Source organism: Kovacikia sp. CALU 1929 (assembly GCF_056784235.1).
The window spans coordinates 91,010-109,083 of the sequence record NZ_JBXBCF010000075.1 but is presented as its reverse complement, the minus strand read 5'-3'; the positions used below and the strand labels follow the sequence as shown (position 1 = coordinate 109,083).

At 50.1% G+C, this 18,074-nt stretch carries 13 protein-coding genes; 5 read left to right on the top strand and 8 right to left on the bottom strand.

The window, feature by feature from the left end; translation table 11 throughout:
• Positions 1-143 precede the first annotated feature (143 nt).
• The gene (gene ftsY / locus AC1S52_RS18950; protein WP_482030604.1) at positions 144-2,012 is read left to right on the top strand and encodes a signal recognition particle-docking protein FtsY; all 1,869 of its coding nucleotides are present in this window, start codon (positions 144-146) and stop codon (positions 2,010-2,012) included.
• Positions 2,013-2,184: 172 nt separating this feature from the next.
• Entirely contained in the window at positions 2,185-3,204 is a 1,020-nt protein-coding gene (locus AC1S52_RS18945) for an HD domain-containing phosphohydrolase (protein WP_482030603.1), read from the top strand.
• Positions 3,205-3,317: 113 nt separating this feature from the next.
• Here AC1S52_RS18945 and fni read toward each other — a convergent pair whose 3' ends face one another.
• From fni to ureC, 6 genes are all read right to left on the bottom strand, one after another.
• Positions 3,318-4,376, bottom strand: a complete 1,059-nt coding sequence (gene fni, locus AC1S52_RS18940; protein ID WP_482030602.1) for a type 2 isopentenyl-diphosphate Delta-isomerase — start codon at positions 4,374-4,376, stop codon at positions 3,318-3,320.
• A gap of 36 nt (positions 4,377-4,412) precedes the next feature.
• Entirely contained in the window at positions 4,413-4,949 is a 537-nt protein-coding gene (pyrR, locus tag AC1S52_RS18935) for a bifunctional pyr operon transcriptional regulator/uracil phosphoribosyltransferase PyrR (RefSeq protein ID WP_482030601.1), read from the bottom strand.
• A 190-nt stretch (positions 4,950-5,139) separates the two neighbouring features.
• Positions 5,140-6,693, bottom strand: a complete 1,554-nt coding sequence (kaiC, locus tag AC1S52_RS18930) for a circadian clock protein KaiC (RefSeq protein WP_482030600.1) — start codon at positions 6,691-6,693, stop codon at positions 5,140-5,142.
• 277 nt (positions 6,694-6,970) lie between these two features.
• A complete protein-coding gene (gene kaiB, locus AC1S52_RS18925) occupies positions 6,971-7,390 on the bottom strand; it encodes a circadian clock protein KaiB (RefSeq protein ID WP_482030599.1) in 420 nt (139 codons plus the stop codon).
• A 47-nt stretch (positions 7,391-7,437) separates the two neighbouring features.
• Positions 7,438-7,593: a hypothetical protein gene (locus AC1S52_RS18920; RefSeq protein WP_482030598.1), complete on the bottom strand. Its 156-nt coding sequence runs from the start codon at positions 7,591-7,593 to the stop codon at positions 7,438-7,440.
• Positions 7,594-7,991: 398 nt separating this feature from the next.
• Positions 7,992-9,722 (bottom strand): urease subunit alpha, encoded by a 1,731-nt coding sequence (gene ureC / locus AC1S52_RS18915; RefSeq protein WP_482030597.1) that lies wholly within the window; start codon positions 9,720-9,722, stop codon positions 7,992-7,994.
• Positions 9,723-9,968: 246 nt separating this feature from the next.
• On the opposite strand from ureC, the gene AC1S52_RS18910 reads away from it, so the two are divergent.
• The 3 genes from AC1S52_RS18910 to AC1S52_RS18900 all read left to right on the top strand — a co-directional run bounded on the left by AC1S52_RS18910 (position 9,969) and on the right by AC1S52_RS18900 (position 14,800).
• Positions 9,969-12,617 carry an O-antigen ligase family protein gene (locus tag AC1S52_RS18910; protein ID WP_482030596.1) on the top strand — a complete coding sequence of 883 codons (2,649 nt, stop codon included), beginning with the start codon at positions 9,969-9,971 and terminating at the stop codon, positions 12,615-12,617.
• Between the two features lie 346 nt (positions 12,618-12,963).
• Positions 12,964-13,902, top strand: coding sequence for a hypothetical protein (locus AC1S52_RS18905; protein ID WP_482030595.1), 939 nt, complete (start codon positions 12,964-12,966; stop codon positions 13,900-13,902).
• Positions 13,903-14,308: 406 nt separating this feature from the next.
• Positions 14,309-14,800 (top strand): peptidoglycan-binding domain-containing protein, encoded by a 492-nt coding sequence (locus tag AC1S52_RS18900; RefSeq protein ID WP_482030594.1) that lies wholly within the window; start codon positions 14,309-14,311, stop codon positions 14,798-14,800.
• A gap of 71 nt (positions 14,801-14,871) precedes the next feature.
• Here the strand turns inward: AC1S52_RS18900 and AC1S52_RS18895 are convergent, their stop codons facing one another.
• Together AC1S52_RS18895 and AC1S52_RS18890 are read right to left on the bottom strand one after the other, a co-directional pair.
• On the bottom strand, positions 14,872-15,582 hold the full coding sequence (locus AC1S52_RS18895) for a cupin domain-containing protein (protein ID WP_482030593.1): 711 nt from the start codon (positions 15,580-15,582) through the stop codon (positions 14,872-14,874).
• Positions 15,542-17,935, bottom strand: a complete 2,394-nt coding sequence (locus AC1S52_RS18890; protein WP_482030592.1) for an NACHT C-terminal helical domain 2-containing protein — start codon at positions 17,933-17,935, stop codon at positions 15,542-15,544. The genes AC1S52_RS18895 and AC1S52_RS18890 overlap by 41 nt, the downstream gene beginning before the upstream one ends.
• Between the last annotated feature and the right edge of the window lie 139 nt (positions 17,936-18,074).

The following is an 18,074-nucleotide window of genomic DNA, read 5'->3' as shown; positions in this document are numbered from 1 at the left end:
AGGCTTTGTTCTGAAGGGTAGGCTAAAAGCACCTGGCACCTGACTCCCTACGACCTAACCCCTTTTCCTCCTGTGCTTTTTAGACATTATTCTTTACAGTTAAAGAAGGGAAGTTCGTTTGGCAGAGCGTTTGGGTAAGGGCTATGGCGTTTGATTGGTTTCGGCGGCGATTTGATCAGCAGGATGACGAGGTTCCGGCGGCGGAGTCTGTCGAGGCTAAACCTGAGCAGGTCGAGCCTGAGCAGTCAGAGTCAGAACGACAGGAAGATACTTCTTCCGGAGTGTCTGAAGATTATTTGACCTGGGCAAAGGCGGCTTACCAGAATATTCAAAAACGGCAACAGGCTGAAGTCGCAACTATACCCGCAGAAACCTCAGAGGCAGTAGAAACCCCAGAAACCCTGGCTGTTGCTGCTGAAGCTCCACTGCCTCCACCTGAACCGGCGATCGCCCAACCTGAGACCATTTCCCCAGAACCCGCCGAACAATCGGCTGAGATTAAAGCTGCTGAGATTGAAACTGAAGTCGCTCCTCAAGCAGAGGAAACTCAAACGATTGAACCAGCAATCGAACCGCTAGAAGGATCCAGCACCGAACCTGCCACTGTATTAGAAGAACCTGTTACCGGGATTCCAGGCAGAGCAGGGGCAACCGAGATCGTACTTGAGCCAGAGCCACTGCCCTCGGAATCGGTTGGTTTAGAGACGGCTGTTCCTGGGACTGAGACAGCGGATGAACCTGTGGCAGTCGTGGGTGTGCCTGAGACGGTACCTGAAGTAAAAATCACTCCACCAGAATCCGTTGCCGATACGGTCGTGGAGCCAGTTGAACCAGAACCCTCTGCTGAATCCGCTGCGCCCCTGCCATTTTGGGCAGAGTCAGAGGCGGAGCGACAAGCTCGGTTAGAACGGCTGAAGGAAACTGCGATCGCGGAACCCGAACCTGAAATCGTTTCTCCAACCGTTGCTGAGGCACCTGTAGAACGGACTCCCGAACTGCCAGAATTGATCCTGGATGAGGGTTTTCTGTGGTCAGCCGAGGTGCTGGCAGCCCAGGGACGGCGACCCGATCAGGTTTCTTTAGAAGAGATCACCTGGCTAAATCGTCTACGCCAGGGGCTAGATAAGACCCGCCGGGGGTTGGTTAACCAGTTACGGGCGATCGTGGGTCAGGGACCCCTCAACCAGGATGCTGTCTTAGAAATTGAAGCTGCCCTCCTGCAAGCCGATGTCGGGGTAGCCGCTACGGATACCATTATTGAAAAGCTTCAGCAAAAACTGCGGGATGAAGTTCTCCCCCCTGATGCGGCGATCTCCTACTTGAAACAAATCCTGCGAGAGATGCTGGACGCTCCCTTGAGCGAAGCCAACTACTTTTTTGCCCCCCAGAAAGACACCCTGAACATCTGGCTGATTACAGGTGTGAATGGTGCAGGAAAAACAACCACCATTGGCAAATTGGCTCACATTGCCCAGAAGTCAGGCTACAACTGCTTAATTGCCGCAGCCGACACGTTTCGGGCTGCCGCCGTTGAGCAGGTTAAAGTGTGGGGTGCCCGTAGCGGCATTGAGGTAATTGCCAACCCTGGGCAGAATACCGATCCGGCGGCAGTGGTGTTTGACGCGATCGCGGCTGCTCAGGCAAGAGGCACCGAACTGCTGCTGGTAGATACTGCCGGACGTCTTCAGAACAAAAAGAATTTGATGGACGAACTTAGTAAGATTCGCCGAATTATTGATAAGAAGGCAGATAACGCAGTTGTTGAATCTCTTCTAGTACTGGATGCCACCCTGGGACAAAACGGTCTGCGGCAGGCAGAGGTCTTTTCCGAAGTTGCCCAACTCAGCGGTGTTGTGCTAACGAAACTGGATGGGACTGCCAAAGGCGGAATTGCCCTTGCGGTTGTCCAGCAATTGGGCATTCCCATTCGGTTCATTGGTGCTGGTGAAGGCATTGAAGACCTGCGACCCTTCTCTAGCTATGAATTTATTGAAGCGTTATTGAGTGGCTAAAGTACCCAACTCCAAATTTCTGAAGAAGCTACAATCTCCGTAGAAAACCTGATTTCGCGTCTAAGGCAATTGCCCATACTGGACATATCAAAGCTTCAGTAAATTGTTACTGTTATTGCCAGTTGTGCATCATCAGGTCCTTCTACAATCTTCTATCGTGAGATCTGTTCCAGTGAACCGCCTCGATTCAGACCGTCCCAGAGTCCTTGTTGTTGATGACCATCCCTCTAGCCGAATGACGGCAGTTGCGTTGCTGTCAGTAGAAGGGTATGAGGTTTTAGAAGCAGATAGCGGCCCAGCAGCGCTGGAATCAGTCATTTCCGGCAATCCCGATCTGATTTTGCTGGATGTGATGATGCCGGGAATGGATGGATTTGAGGTTTGCCGTCGGCTCAAACAAGATGAGCAAACACGGTTAACTCCAGTCGTATTTGTGACGGCTCTCGACGATCGCCGCGCCCGCTTAAAAGGCATCGAAGCAGGCGGAGACGATTTTCTGACCAAGCCGTTTGACCAGCTTGAACTGTCTGCACGGGTCAAGTCTCTGATTCGCCAAAAACGCCTGAATGAAGATCTAGACCATGCGGAACAGGTGCTCTTTTCCATCGCCCGCACGGTCGAAAGCCGTGACCCTAACACAGGTGACCACTGTGAGCGCCTGGTAAAAAAGGGGCAAGCATTTGGCGAGTTTTTAGGACTGTCTCGGACTGAAATTCGAGACTTGATGTGGGGGGGGTACCTGCATGACATTGGTAAAGTCGGAATCCCAGACGCTATTCTACTCAAGCCTGGTAAGTTCACCCCGGAAGAGTGGGAGGTAATGCAGCAACATGTTCAGATTGGTGAAAAGATTTGCCAACCGCTGCGAACCATGCGGGGGGTCCTTCCCATTATTCGTCACCACCATGAGCGCTGGGATGGAACTGGCTATCCCGATGGGTTAGTTGGTGAGCAGATTCCCTATCTGGCTCAGGTGTTTCAGATTATCGACATCTATGATGCCCTCACCAGTGAGCGTCCCTATAAGAAGGCGTTTACTCCTGAAGAAGCCCTGACCATTATGGTCGAGGAAACAGCTAAAGGGTGGCGTAATCCAGAATTAGTCCAGCAGTTTAAGGAGTTTATTCAACTCTGTGAGATGAAGGGTTCAGAACTCTCGGTAGAGCCAGAAAAGCTGCCTCAGACTGTTTAACTATTTGAAGTTGTTTAAATAAGGGTAGGGCTACGGGGTGAATTTTCATTCAAGCTTTACCGGGTGTTTAGGGTGTCCGTTACCCTTGTCTGCCTGGTCTCACACCTCTGGGATCAAATCTTTTTCAACACCCCGGGAGATCGCAAATCTTTCAACTGCTGGCTACCAGTACAAAACAGGGCTGTTATCAGTTCTGCTAGCAAAATTTCAACCAGTTCATGTAGGGCGGCTTCTGATTCATTGGCAGCTTGCAGAAACGGGAGTGCCATGCCTGCCAGATCTGCTCCCAGGGAGATCGCTTTAGCGGCATCCAGCCCATTTCGTAGCCCCCCCGATGCAATGAGAGGAATCGTAGAAGTGGTTGCCCGAATCGTTGTAATACAGTCTGCGGTTGGAATTCCCCAATCGGCAAAGGTTTGACCCAACCGACGCTGGCGACTATCCTTTGCCCGCTCCCCTTCGACCTTTGCCCAGGAAGTGCCCCCTGCCCCGGCAACATCGATCGCCGCCACTCCGGCAGCAATCAGTTTTTCTGCCATAGCTGCCGAAATTCCGTTCCCTACTTCCTTGGCAATCACAGGAACGGGGAGTTTGTCACAGAGCATTGCAATTCTGTCCAGCAATCCCCGGAAGTTTGTATCCCCCCTCGTTTGAACGCACTCCTGCAGTGGGTTCAGGTGCAGAATCAGGGCATCCGCTTCGAGCAAATCGACTGCTTTAAGGCATTCATCCAGCCCGTAACGGTAGTTCAACTGCACCGCTCCCAGGTTGGCAAATAGGGGAATGGTGGGGGCCAGCGATCGCACCGCAAAGGTCGCTCCTACTTCCGGGTTTTCCACTGCCACCCGTTGAGAACCCACTCCCATCGCTAACTGGTAGTGCTGGGCGATCGCTGCCAGACGATAGTTAATGGTTTTCGCCTGCTCTGTTCCCCCTGTCATAGAAGAAATGAGAATAGGTGCCCCCAGGGGTTTATTCAAAAACTGGGTGCTGAGGTCGATATCACGGCGATCAAGCTCTGGTAGACAGCAGTGGGTAAAGCGGTAATCCTCAAAGCCGCTAGTGGTCTGATGAAACTGCACATCTTCATCTAAACAGATACGCAAATGATCCGCTTTTCGGCTCTGGGTTTCCATAAAACTGGGGTTAAGGGACAGGGTACGGGGTTTCATCGAAACCTTATCTCCTCCTATACCCTACACCCGGACTTACGCTCTTAGCAGTTCTACACCATCCCGCCCGTCAACTTCCTGAAGATAGACTTTTACCTGCTCTTCCTGGGCTGTGGGTAGCTGCTTGCCGATGAAATCTGGGTGGATAGGAACCTGCCGATGTCCGCGATCGACCAGTACCACCAGCCGAATAGTTTCTGGTCTGCCATAGTCATTAACTGCATTCAGTGCTGCCCGAATTGTCCGCCCTTTAAAGATCACATCATCAACTAGCACCACTGTTTTGCCGGACAGGTCGAAGGGAATGTTCGTTTTGGCAGGCGTCCGCAGACCTATCGTATCCAGATCATCTCGATAAAACGTAATATCCAGAGCACCGACAGGCACCACAATTTGTTCCAGCGTTTCAATTTGCCGTGCCAGCAGGGATGCCAAACTGGCTCCACGAGTATAAATCCCTACCAGGACAAGCTTAGAGAGATCGCCTCCCCGCTCTACGACCTGAGAGGCAAGGCGTGTCACCGTCCGGCGCAGTTCCTCCGGTGAAAGAATTTCAACAACTTCTGTGGACATGGTTGAATAATTGAGAGTCAAGCGTTAAAAGTCGAGGGCGTTGCTGAAAAGCGGGATGAATTGAAACGAAGTTTCAGGCATTCAGCACCTTCTTCATTCCCAAATTCAGCAACGCCGAAAGTCGAGAGGCGGGAGTTGAACTCTTTAAAGTTGTAACCTATAACTCCTAACTCCTGGCTTCTAACTCTATCTATTCCTTATCCCGCTGCACGCCCTTCACAATCCGAGATAGTTCGCTCTTCTCGTCAACCGAAATCCGAGTGGGAGAACCACTGATAATCCGTTCAAAGTTACGGAACGAATCCTTAATTTCGGGACCATGTTCAGTGATGTTGTATTCACGAATGCCCTTGTCGTGCCAGGATCCGCGCATTTTGAAAACATTGATAGCGCGAGACATTTCTCCGCGAATCTCTACATATTGCAGCATTAAGATAGTGTCAGTAATGGTAGAAATATGGGAATCGGTAATGGAGTGTGAACCCATAAATTGATCGGTCGTATTGGTGAAGAAACCAGTAATTTCTTCCTGCTTGGCGAAGCCCGTTACCCCAATCACAAATTGGCGGAAAGCATTGTTGCTAACTCCCCGTGCCAGAGCAGAAAGGGAATCGATCGCAATCCGAGAAGGTTGAAACTCTGCAATCTCTTGCTTGATAATTTGCAGATGATCTTCTAATCCCGAAGACTCTGGGTACGTACAGAGGATTTTGAGTAATCCTTTTTGCTCCAAATCTTCAAAATCAATGCCCCAGGAGTAGGCATTACGGGAAAGCTGGGCGCGGGACTCTTCATAGGCAAACAGCATGGCGCGTTCATCCCGGGTAGAGGCATCCTGCAAAAACTTACTGACCAATAAAGTCTTACCCGTCCCTGTTGCGCCCGTTGCCAGGATGATTGAATCTTTGAAAAAGCCGCCGCCACACATCTCATCCAAGGTTTTAACCCCCGAAGAGACCCGTACATTGGACGATCTCTGAGTCAACCTCATAGCCCCTAAGGGGAAGATATTAATACCCTGATTGGTAATCGTGAAGGGATACTCCCCTTTCATGTGGGTTGTGCCCCGCAGTTTAAGAATTTCAATCGTGCGGCGGCGACGTTCCCCTTCCAAGACGTTGCGAATAATTGCCACGTTGTCCGAAACAAACTCTTCCACCCCAAACCGGGCAACGGGGCCATACTCGTCCACTCGTTCTGTGGTCATGATGGTAGTTGCCCCCACCTGTTTCAATCGGGCAACCAGGCGAAAAATTTCACGCCGGACAACGGATACGGCATCGTACTGCTGAAATACGGCGGTCACTGAGTCAATGGAAACCCGCTTGGATTTGTACTTGCGGATGGCATACTGGATGCGCTCAATCAAAGCCGACAGGTCAAAGCTCCCAGCAATCTCCTGCCCTTCTGGGTCAGGAGAGGCATCTAGAATAAACAGCTTGCCTTCATTGATAAATTTTTGTAAATCCCAACCAAAACTAAAGGCGTTTTTAATGATATCTGTGGGTGATTCTTCAAAAGTGACAAAAATGCCAGCTTCATCAAAATGAACAATCCCATTGTAGAGAAATTGAACAGCTAATAGGGTTTTACCCGTACCGGAAGTGCCACTTACCAGCGTGGTGCGCCCGACAGGCAACCCACCGTGGCTAATATCATCAAATCCTTCAATCAGGGTACGAATTTTCCGGACTCCGACTGTATCAGACTCGTTCCCTTGGGCTGCTTGATTTAACTGAGTCATAGTATGAGGTGGTTTGAAAGAGCCTAGTAGCCTGTCGGAGATCTCCCTAAATCCCCCTGAGCAAGAGGGACTTTCGGACAACCCCCTTTAAATAGGAGGTAAGGGGGGATCAGATCTTTTATTCCGACAAACTTCTAAGCATAAGAAACTGTTTCGCTACATCTAACACAAAAGCTGACCATCCACTCAATTCATTTTCGCACTCGTAGTCTGCGGCGTAAGTTTAGCAACTATTTCAGGTGCCAGGTTCAGGTGTCAAGTGTCAGGTAGTAAAGATCTATTCTTCCATATCAAACCCATCATCCCGAAGCTCTTCGTAGAGTAAATCCAAACCAATTAGTACCTTTTCTCGATCAGAAAGGTCTCCAATAATTTTTCGGACAGGAGGCGGCAAAATTTTTGCCAGGGTTGGAGTCGCCAGAATTTTATCCTCTTCAGCCAGTTGAGGGTTCTTCAACACATCAATTACTTTGAGTGCATAAACCCCTTGAAAATCTTCTTCCAAAATGTCGTTCAGGGTTTTCAGCGCACGAACAGAATTGGGTGTGTTTCCCGCGACATAAAGTTTGAGGACGTAGGTTTTCTTTGCAAGACTCATAAATAAAGCGGGATAGGTGTTAGGTAATTGGTCATTGTAATGATTGGCTCGTAGATGTGCGTTAGCACAGCCATGCCGTAGGCTATTAGCGTAACCCATGCGGGTGTTGGGTTTCCTTACCTCGACCCAACCTTGTATCTTGAGGATTAGGTAACCCGTTCCAACCGAGGTGAAAAAACCGCCGTTCCGTAGCGTGGGTCGCCCGTAAAGTAAAGAAGTTGACTCCAAAGACCTAATTCGAGCCATCGCCTGCGGAGCAACCCCGCATCTTGTAAGGGTGAGTAGTCAATGGAACAAAACAAACCGAATCCTCAGCATAACCGATGAATCAAGACACTACATGGGTCGGCATTGATGGGTCAACAAAGGACTGCCATGCGGGTAGACAACATCCCGTCTGCTATTGACGGGTTGCAGGAGCAACGGATTGGGCTGAAGCCAACTCTGCCAGTTTGACAATTTCTCTTGACTTTCAAGCCAATCGCTACATTGCAAAACTTTTACATTGCTCTCCTAGTACAGCAAAACAAAAGTTTTGTAAGGGGTGAAGGGGTGGAACCCCTTCTTGGGGGCGAAGCCCCCAAACCCCCATGTTGCAAACACTAAATTTTGCAACATGGGGGTTTGCCATCATGCCTATGCAAACCCAGCCCTGGAATCTCGAAGATTCCGGGAGGGGATGGACATTAGTTCGGTGCTCTTAGAAAAGGAAATATCGTTGTGCCATTGGTAACTCTGTAGCAGGTTCGCAAGTTAGGAGTTGCCCGTCGGCACGGACTTCGTAGGTTTCGGAATCTACTTCTATTTCAGGAGTCGCGTCATTCAGCTTCAGGTGTTTCTTGGTCAATTGGCGAATCCCAGACACGGGAACGGCTGGCTTTTGTAAACCGAACTGGTCGGGAATTCCCCGATCTAGGGCTGCTTGGGAAACAAAGGTGAGGGAGGTTGCCGCGATCGCTCCCCCAAAGCTACCAAACATAGGACGCATATGGATCGGCTGGGGAGTGGGAATGCTGGCGTTGGCATCGCCCATTTGTGCCCAGGCAATCATGCCCCCTTTGATCACTAATTCGGGCTTAACGCCAAACATGGCAGGACGCCAGAGGCACAGATCGGCTAGTTTACCTACTTCGACCGAACCGACGTATTCAGCAATGCCGTGGGTAATCGCGGGATTAATTGTGTACTTAGCGACGTAGCGCTTGGCACGGAAGTTGTCATTCCGGTTGTGGGATTCCACGTCTCCCTGGGTGGAGGGTGCCAGCCAACCGCGATCGAATTTCATTTTGTGAGCCGTCTGCCAGGTGCGAATGATGACTTCGCCAATCCGTCCCATTGCCTGGGAGTCCGACGAAATCATGCTGAAGGCTCCCAGATCATGCAGGATATCTTCAGCGGCAATGGTTTCCCGCCGGATACGGGACTCGGCAAAGGCAACATCCTCAGCGATGGCAGGATCCAGGTGATGGCACACCATCAGCATATCCAGGTGTTCATCCAGGGTATTCACCGTATAGGGGCGGGTGGGGTTGGTGGAGGACGGCAATACATTCATCTCGCCGCAGACTTTGATGATATCCGGGGCATGTCCACCGCCTGCGCCCTCCGTGTGGTAGGTGTGGATCACCCGGTTTTTGAAGGCGGCGATCGTGTCTTCTACAAATCCCGCTTCGTTTAAAGTGTCCGTGTGAATGGCAACCTGCACATCGTATTCATCGGCGACACTCAGGCAAGTGTCGATCGCCGCTGGAGTAGTCCCCCAATCTTCGTGAAGTTTTAACCCCATTGCGCCCGCTTCGACCTGTTCTCGCAGGGCTTCGGGTTTGGCACTATTGCCCTTGCCCAGAAACCCCAGGTTCATGGGAAAGGCATCTGCCGCTTGCAGCATCCGGTAAATATTCCAGGGACCGGGGGTGCAGGTGGTGGCGTTGGTGCCTGCGGCTGGACCTGTACCGCCGCCAAGCATGGTGGTGATTCCCGCCGCGATCGCCACTTCAATCTGCTGCGGACAAATAAAGTGAATGTGAGAGTCAATGCCGCCAGCGGTGAGGATCATCCCTTCGCCTGCGATCGCCTCTGTACCGGGACCAATAATGATGGTGACGTTGTCTTGAATATGGGGATTTCCGGCTTTGCCGATCGCGTGGATTTTGCCATCTTTAATCCCAATGTCAGCTTTAGCAATGCCCCACCAGTCGAGAATCAGTGCATTAGTAATCACCGCATCCACTGCCCCATCAGCATTAGTAATGGGTGATTGCCCCATCCCTTCCCGAATGACCTTGCCACCACCAAACTTCACCTCGTCGCCATAGGTGGTGTAGTCTTGCTCGACTTCGATGATTAGATCGGTGTCTGCTAGCCGGACGCGATCGCCGACAGTCGGACCAAAAGTTTCGGCGTAGGCACGACGATTCATACGGTAACTCATGGAGCAATCCTCACGCAGTTTCAATGCAGTTTCATTAAAGTACAAAATTCAGTTAATTCATTTTGTCTGCAAGACAACTTGTTCTTTAGCATGGGTGAGGAGTGTTTGTCTTTGGCGTTCCCGTAGGGTGGATACAGACCGCTCGGCTGACGCTCACGGCAAAGCCCTGACCCCTGACCCCTGACCCCTGCAATCCCCTCTGCCTCACCTTTGACACCTCACATCCGTTCTCAGTGCTCCCATCGAATGACCCACTCAACCCCACACACTCAATCCTCAACCCTCAACCCTCAACACTCTTCCCAGGGAAACCTTCTGGGGTTTTTGACTGCTGCCTTTTACATTCTTTTCACCCTACTACCTGATAGCCACACGGCAATGGTTGAGTGGTCGTGGGTGCTGTTCTGGCAGGTAGGGCTAATCTGTCCGGTTCTGTGGCTGTTGGGGATGGTGTGGCAGCAGCGCTTCTACTGGTTGGGCAATCGGTTGGATTGGGTTGTGGGATTTCTGCTGTTGGGTCTGCTGCTTTCAACCATACTGTCCCCTTTTCCGATGCAGGCTCGCTGGTATGGTTGGGCAGTCCTATGCTTTCTGGCGGCACTGTATGCCTTGAATAGCTGGTTAGGAGTTCCCCATCGCCGGATCAGGCTGCTGCTTTTTCAGGGCTATTTAGCGCTGGCGTTTATTCTAGCCAGCTTGCTATTGTGGAGCAGCCAAACGCTGGTACCAGAACTGGCTCGACTACGGGAATTTCACCAGTTAGGGGTCAGCCTGCCCTTTGATTTTGCCAATATTGAGTTGCGGAATGGGTTCCCAATTGGGCATCAGAACTATGTGGCGGGCTACCTGATACTGGTACTGCCATTGCTCCTGGGGTTGGGAATTGTGCAAGTAGGATGGCAGCGCTGGATCTGGCTCACGGGTGTGTGCCTGGGTTTGATCAATCTTTACACCACCAGTTCACGGGGAGGATGGCTGGGAATCGCGTTGCTGCTGGCGATCGCGGTTGCTGTTTTACTCTGGCGCAGTCAGCTACCCCGCCGCTGGGTTGGGATGATAGGGCTGGCGGGATGTGCAGTGCTGGTACTGCTGGTACTGGGGAATAACCGCCTGCGATCGCTAGTCACACGGCTTTTCACCGGACAGGGGGAAGGAGAACTTGCCTACCGCCTGATTACTGTCACTACCGGATGGCACATGGGGTTGAGCCATCTTCTAACTGGGAGTGGACCCGGTAATGTACGGCTCCTTTACCAGCGGTATCGCCCCACCTGGGCAGGGCGGGAAGCCGAACTCCAATACCAGTTACACAGCACTCCAGCTCAACTCTGGGCAGAGCTAGGGTTATGGTCAGTTCTGACCACAATCGGCGCGATCGCTCTCCTCAGCTTGCTAACCATTCGCTGGCTGCGATCGCTGAAGTTAGAACCAATTGCACCCCTGTCCATTCCTCCAACTTTAATCGGGTGCATTCTCAGTGGGCTGACTGCCTATGCCGTTTTCAGCCTGACTGACTATCAACTCGACAACATTTCGATCAGTGGCGTAATCACCATTTACCTGGCAGTGCTGGCGACAGAGTATAGAAGCCAGGGGTCAGGGGTTAGGAGTCAGGGGGCAGAAGCTAGAAGCCAGGATGATAAAGATCCAGTAACCGAAACCTCCCCTTCCGTCCCCTCCTCTCCCCCTCCCTCCCTCTCTCCCCCTCTCCCCCCCTCCCCCCTCCTCCCCCTCGCCGGACTGGGACTTCTCCTGGCAATCCTGATCTGGCTCGTTCCCATCCATCAAGCCTGGATGCTCTCCAATCAGGGGTTTCTCTCCCTCAATCGGAATGATCTCAATGCCTTTGCCCAGCGGCTGACCCGCTCTCACCAGTTGGCTCCCTGGGAGCCTTACTACTCCTACCAGTTGGGCTGGAACCTGGGGAATGCTAGTTTACAGGTGAGTGACCCAAAACAGCAGCAGGTTTTGCTTCAGGATGGAGTTTCCTGGCTTCAGCGGGGTATTCAGGCAGCGCCCGATCAAGAATTTGGCTACTCAAACCTGGGATGGCTCCAGTTAAGCCGAGATCCTAAAGCCGCCAGTCAGGCGTTTGTCCGTGCTGCCCAACTGGTTCCGGCGAAGCGGGGAGCATTTTATGGACTGGGATTGAGTTTACTGGCGCAGGGAAATACAGAAGAGGCGATCGCTGCCATCTCTCTAGAAGCCCTCCGCGATCCACTACTGATCACCAGTCCAATGTGGAAACTGCCGGAACTTCAACCGCTTTATGCCCCCATAGTGAGCCGGATGGAGACTCAATACACAACATTATTGGAGACAGCGAAGGCTCAAAACTCGCCACTGCTGACCTCCCAACTCCATCAAAGTCGAGGTGGGTTGCGCTGGTGGGTCGGAAACCTGGTAGGGTCCCATGCTGATCTGGATACCTATGGAACTCCCCTAAGTCAGGCGGTTCTCAATCTGGCGAAAGGTCAATCCTTACAGCCGCCCTTAGCTGAGATTGAAACGACAGCAGGCGGGTTGGCGATCGCTGCCTGGTTAAACCCCGACAAACGGCAAAACCTGCTCAATCAAGCCTGGATCAGGGCAACCCGAACGATTCCCCCACCAGAGACCCTGCAACAATTGGTTGAATCCATGACCCGCTCCTCAACCCTGGATCAATGGTTGAAGCAAAATGCACCCAGCCGCCAGTTCCGCCGCGAACGAACCGGGTTTGGAGTTCTCAGCCGTCATGCCGATGGTCCTGCGCCTGTCGATTTCTTAACCGTGATTGAAAATATCCCGATGACAGTATTCTTCGAGGCTCTCACACCATCGTTTAAGTACGCTCCTGAACTAGATCAACTGCTGCAACCAGAGCGAGACAGCCTATTGAAAAAGGTTCCCTAATAGGTTTGGGATAAGGGATGTGCCCCAAAATAAAGTACCCGCTAGACAAGCTGTTCCACGATGGATTCCCGCCTCCGCGGGAATGACGTTGGGACTTTATTAATTTGCGAGTCCCTAAGAACTGAATTCTGTATTCTGATTCCTGTCCCCATCCGCAGGAATGCTAAAGGCGAATCCCCCTTTCCCCTCTCCTCTCTCCCCTGCCACCTGCCACCTGAAACCTGCTATCGGTCGTTATCAATGCTCATTTTTTGGGCAATCTTGGATGAGGTTGTTGCTCTCTCACTACAGACAGGCAACCGGATAAGCCACTAACTACTACATTCATCTAGGGGGGAAAAGCTTAATGTTAGCGACCAGTACCAGGCATCGGTTAGTTACTAGAAGTGATTTTGATGGGCTTGTCTGCGCCGTTCTGCTTAAAGAACTGGACATGATTGAAGAGATCAAGTTTGTTCATCCTAAAGATATGCAAGATGGCAACGTTGAGGTGACCAGCAACGACATTACGACTAACCTGCCCTATGTGGAAGGCGTGCATCTGGCTTTTGACCATCACTCCAGCGAAACCATCCGAAATCAGGACAAGAAAGAAAACTACATTATCGACCCCAATGCTCCTTCTGCTGCCAGGGTTGTTTATGAATACTTCGGTGGTCAAGAACGGTTTCCTAAGCTCTCTCTAGAAATGATGGAGGCGGTTGATCAGGCAGATTCTGCCCAGTTTTCCATGGAAGATGTCCTCCATCCAGAGGGGTGGACTCTGCTCAACTTTCTGATGGATGCCCGTACAGGATTGGGACGTTTTAAGGAATTCCGGGTTTCCAACTACAACTTGATGATGCAATTGATCGACTATTGCAAGAACCACGCGATCGCCGAAATTCTTGCCCTCCCTGATGTCAAGGAGCGTGTCGCTCTGTACTTTGAGCATGAGCCAAAGTTCAAAGAACAAATCAAGCGCTGTGCAACGGTTTACAGCAACTTAGTGGTGCTGGATCTGAGAAACGAAGAAGTGATTTACGCTGGGAACCGCTTTCTGGTGTATGCCCTATACCCGGAGTGCAATATTTCCATCCACGTCATGTGGGGGCTGAAGCAGCAAAACACTGTATTTGCCACAGGTAAATCCATCTTTAATCGCACATCCACGACCAACATTGGTGAACTGATGCTGAATTACGGCGGAGGTGGACATGTTAACGCTGGTACCTGCCAGGTTGATAACCCGAAGGCTGATGAAATCTTGAAGCAAATCATCGCTCAAATCAACACAGACGGTTGATTGAAAGCATAAATTGTCAGAACCACCAAAACTCAAAGGACACAGAGGCTTTCTTGCTTTGTGTCCTTTTGCAATAGGCAACCTGGTAGCCAAGATCTCTGGTGTCCAGGTGTGACGGTTTGGAACGAGCAGGCAGATCGCTTAGGGATGTGCCCCAAATTAAAGTACCCGCTAGACAATCTGCTCCACGATGGATTCCCGCTTGCGCGGGAATGATGTTGGGACTTTATTAATTTGCGAGTCCCTTACGTCAATCTGGTGAGTTTCAGTCTTTCAATCAGAGGCTACGTAGAGAAATAGCTTTATCACCCATTTGGATGAGCCTGCCTGGGGAGGTGGTTTACCGAACTGGTGAAGTAGCTTAGGAGTATCAGAAAATACTGATGAGATCCCAGGAGGGATTGAAATGGTTCCTCTAATTGATGCTGACCTACGCAATACCAAAGTGGCTGCTGACCTGAAAACGAATAAGCCAGTGCTAAAAAACGGCGCTAGAAAACTCGAAGTGCTGGAACTGAGAAAATTACTGGCTCACTGGAATATTTATACCAATACAGACTCCGGTATTTTTGATGCTCAGTTGGAAAATGCGGTCAGAAGCTTCCAGCGTCGAGTTTTCCTCCGAGAGGATGGTGTAGTCGGTCCTTTAACCTGGCACGCCCTGCATACCGGATCTCCCATCAACATGCCGGTGTTGAAAATAGGCTGCTCTGGCAGTGAAGTGAAGCAGCTTCAGCGATCGCTCCGGGCTATGGGCATTCACCTGGATTTGGTAGATGGCACCTTTGGTTTAATGACGGATCAGGCAGTGCGTGCCTTTCAACGGCGTAAGGGGCTGGTAGTGGATGGTGTGGTGGGTCCTTCTACCTGGCGGGCGTTGAGCCGTTGCTGCGGTTGAACCAAGTGTTTAATAATCGTACCGATTGAAGCATCCCTGGTTACTACGCTGGCGTTGGTAACGAGAACTGTTTAAACCAATTTCGTATGGATCTGGGGCAATTCAGTTGCACTGATGCCATCTACTATCGTGCGCTTTAACATAGGATTGTTTTGATGAGTAAATCCTATATCACTGTCAGGATGGAATACGACGACCATTAAATGACTGCTAACGGTGCAAAACTTGTGCAAATGATCGGCTGGAATCAGAAAAATCATGCCGGGTTCCAGGTGCCGGACATCCTGTTCAGTCTTCAACTCTCCCGCACCAGCCACTACAATGCCTATCCGGTAGCTGGGATGGGTATGCAGGGTTTGATCAATTCCAGGTGGGAAAAACATTGCATTCAAACAGGGATCACCGAGCATGATGGGGGGTATCAGCAGACTACTGGTGCCACCGTCAATATAAGCAAACCGACCTTTCGCCTCAATCGGTCCACCCAGGCTAAACATTCCCTCATATTTAAGCAGAGTGATGACAAAACCGGCGGAGTCAGATCCATCAATTCTTCCTTCCCCTGGCAAACCGAAATACATGCCGGGATGGAGACGATAGGTTTCTTCTTGATCGGCATGACGATACAGATGGGGATCTCCCTGATAGACGTAACCAAAATGAGTGCCGGTTGCAGCAAGTGAGACGGGATGGTTCTGCCATGTCCTCAGAATGGCAGGAAAAGGATTTTGACTGATATCTTCAAGCTTGTTTGGTTTCAATAGATAGGTTTTCAATATCATTGCACTCCTCCCGATCCGTCTTTGATTTGAAATAGGGTAAAAACAGGGTTTCTTCAAGGTGTTGTCGTTGTTCGGGATTGATCATGCAGCCATCACTGTTTAAGCAAACCACCAAAAGCTGAGTCGCATTGTAATACTGTTTCAGCAGGTCTTTTTCCTGAGAGCTAAATGTCCATTCTTGACCAATGTGATAACGGGTCTTGGCAACCTCTCTCGCTTCATCAGCAACTTGTTTTACATTTTCATCATTGTTGGTTTGTCCTTTAAGCCGTTGTAGAAGGGTTTTGAGAATTTCGCGGGCATTGGTTTCTAACTCTCTAAACTCTAAAGCAAGCTTGATGGCAATTAGCATCACCGCATTGGCAGAGGTTGCTGTGATGATTTTTGCGGCTGGGTCAGAGACATTGGCATCGTAGGTTTGAGCGATGTTGATTGCATCAATAAAACGAACGCCATCTAACATGCGGGTTAGGAAACTGGCACACACTAGCCAATTCACCGCCTGGTCAAGCTGTAGGGCAACGGAGCGGTTTTCATCAATGTCAAAATCAACGTCAAAATAGAATGCCCGGACAGCCGCCGGTTTGCAGAAGGAAAATTCCGGGGCAGCGGCGCGATCGCGGACATAACCTAAAAACTTCTGCAACCTGGGGGATACTGCTAACAAATCATCAATTTTCTGTTTCATCGGTAGCAATAACAGAGAAGCATCTCGCAGCATTTCAGTAGTCAGCAAAAACACTTCTCGCCACCGTTTTTCAGTCATATGAGGCACCAGTTGCTTGAGGGTTGTTGCCAAAGAGGAACTATTAAAAACGAGTTCTCTGGCAGCAAAGTACTCATGAAAGGTCAAATGCGAAAAGGAGTAAATCCCTTTTGCCCGTTCAATTAGCAGCCCGTGTTGTGCTTCGATCGCACGCAAAATTGTCTCACTATCCAATTGCAGATCTTCTGGTTCCGTATTCGCTTTTGGCAGATTGCGGATATAGTCTGCAATATATTGTTCGATGATAGATTGCTTAAAAAAATAATCTTTTTGTTTGAAGGTCGTCAAGGCAATATGGCTGAGCAGATCTGCTTTGCGCTGATGGGAGAGTTGTTTGTAAACCTGATCTCGCTGGATGCCACGTTTCGCGTCCCACTTTTTCAGTAAAGCGTCCACCCCTTCTTTGTAAAGTTCAGACCGGCTACTGGGGCAGTCACCCGATTCTTCAAAAGCGAGACATACCAGGGTTAACAGTAATGGACTAACGGTTAACTGCTTAATTCGAGGATTGTGATCAAGATGCTTGAGAAAAGTAGTGGCATTAATGGGCTTATCTTTGAACCATTTCTCTGCAAAAATTGCTATTTGGTTTTCATCAAAATCTGCCACCTCCACTTCGGTAAATTTTTCAAAGGTATATTCCCAGGCAGCAATCCGGCAGGTGATGATGAAGTGGTTATTCCAAAATTGCTCAGAAAAATCTCGCAATTCTTTAATGACACGATGATGATCTTCTGCCCTGACTTCATCCAACCCATCCAGTAAGATTAACGCCCTTCCCTGATGTAAAACCTGATAAAAGTCCATTGCCAGGTCTTTTTGAATAGGTTCGGAGATGAATGGGAAGTAATGATGCAAATCTCTATGACTAATGTACTCAAGCAGATTGGAATAATCTTCTGCTTCAGCAAAGTCTTTGAGGGTGACAAAGATAGGCAAGCGCTCCGGCTCAAAATAACCTTCATTACACTGAATTGCCAGATATTTAAGAAATGTAGTTTTACCCGCTCCGGGTTTGCCTAAAATAATTAACTTTTTAAACTTTTGAACAGCTTCCAGGGCTGGTACACGCTCTTCAGTCACTTGACTCAAACCAAACCGCTCAAATTGTTCAGAGTCACACTCTTGCAGGAGTTCATCAATTCGCTTATGTCGGCGTCCGGTAATCTGTTCCAGAATATTAACACTGGTATAGAGATCATTCACTTCAATCGGATGAGACATGTCGAGGACACGCATGGTGCCACACCGTTCTCGAATGCTTGCGTATACTTTCTGACGCAGGTTCTCTACCAGGGCTTCCAACTCACTGCCATTATCCAAACTATTTTGAGTTGGGGCTGGAGTCAGAGATTCGTTGAAATGATTGGGTAGGGCAGCAATTTCTTGCCAGCTTAAACCGAGGCGATCGCAAAGGCGCAGAAATAGAGGTTGGGCGATCGCCTCGCCTTTAAAGAAATTAGTAATCGGCTGACGGCTACAGCCAATCAAGGCTTGCAAATCCTTCTGTGTCCATCCTGCCCGGGTCAGGGCTTGTTTTACAGTCTGGACACCTTTTGGGGTTGCTCTTAACGATGGCTTTGACATGGGGAACGATTTCAATTCCTATAACTCTCAATTCATACCCAAAGTCAGCAACGCCCTTCTTTAAGGTATTTATATACTTGCTGCACCACAGCTTTCCCTCACCTTAAATCCCTCTCCCAGAGCGGAAGAGGGACTTTGA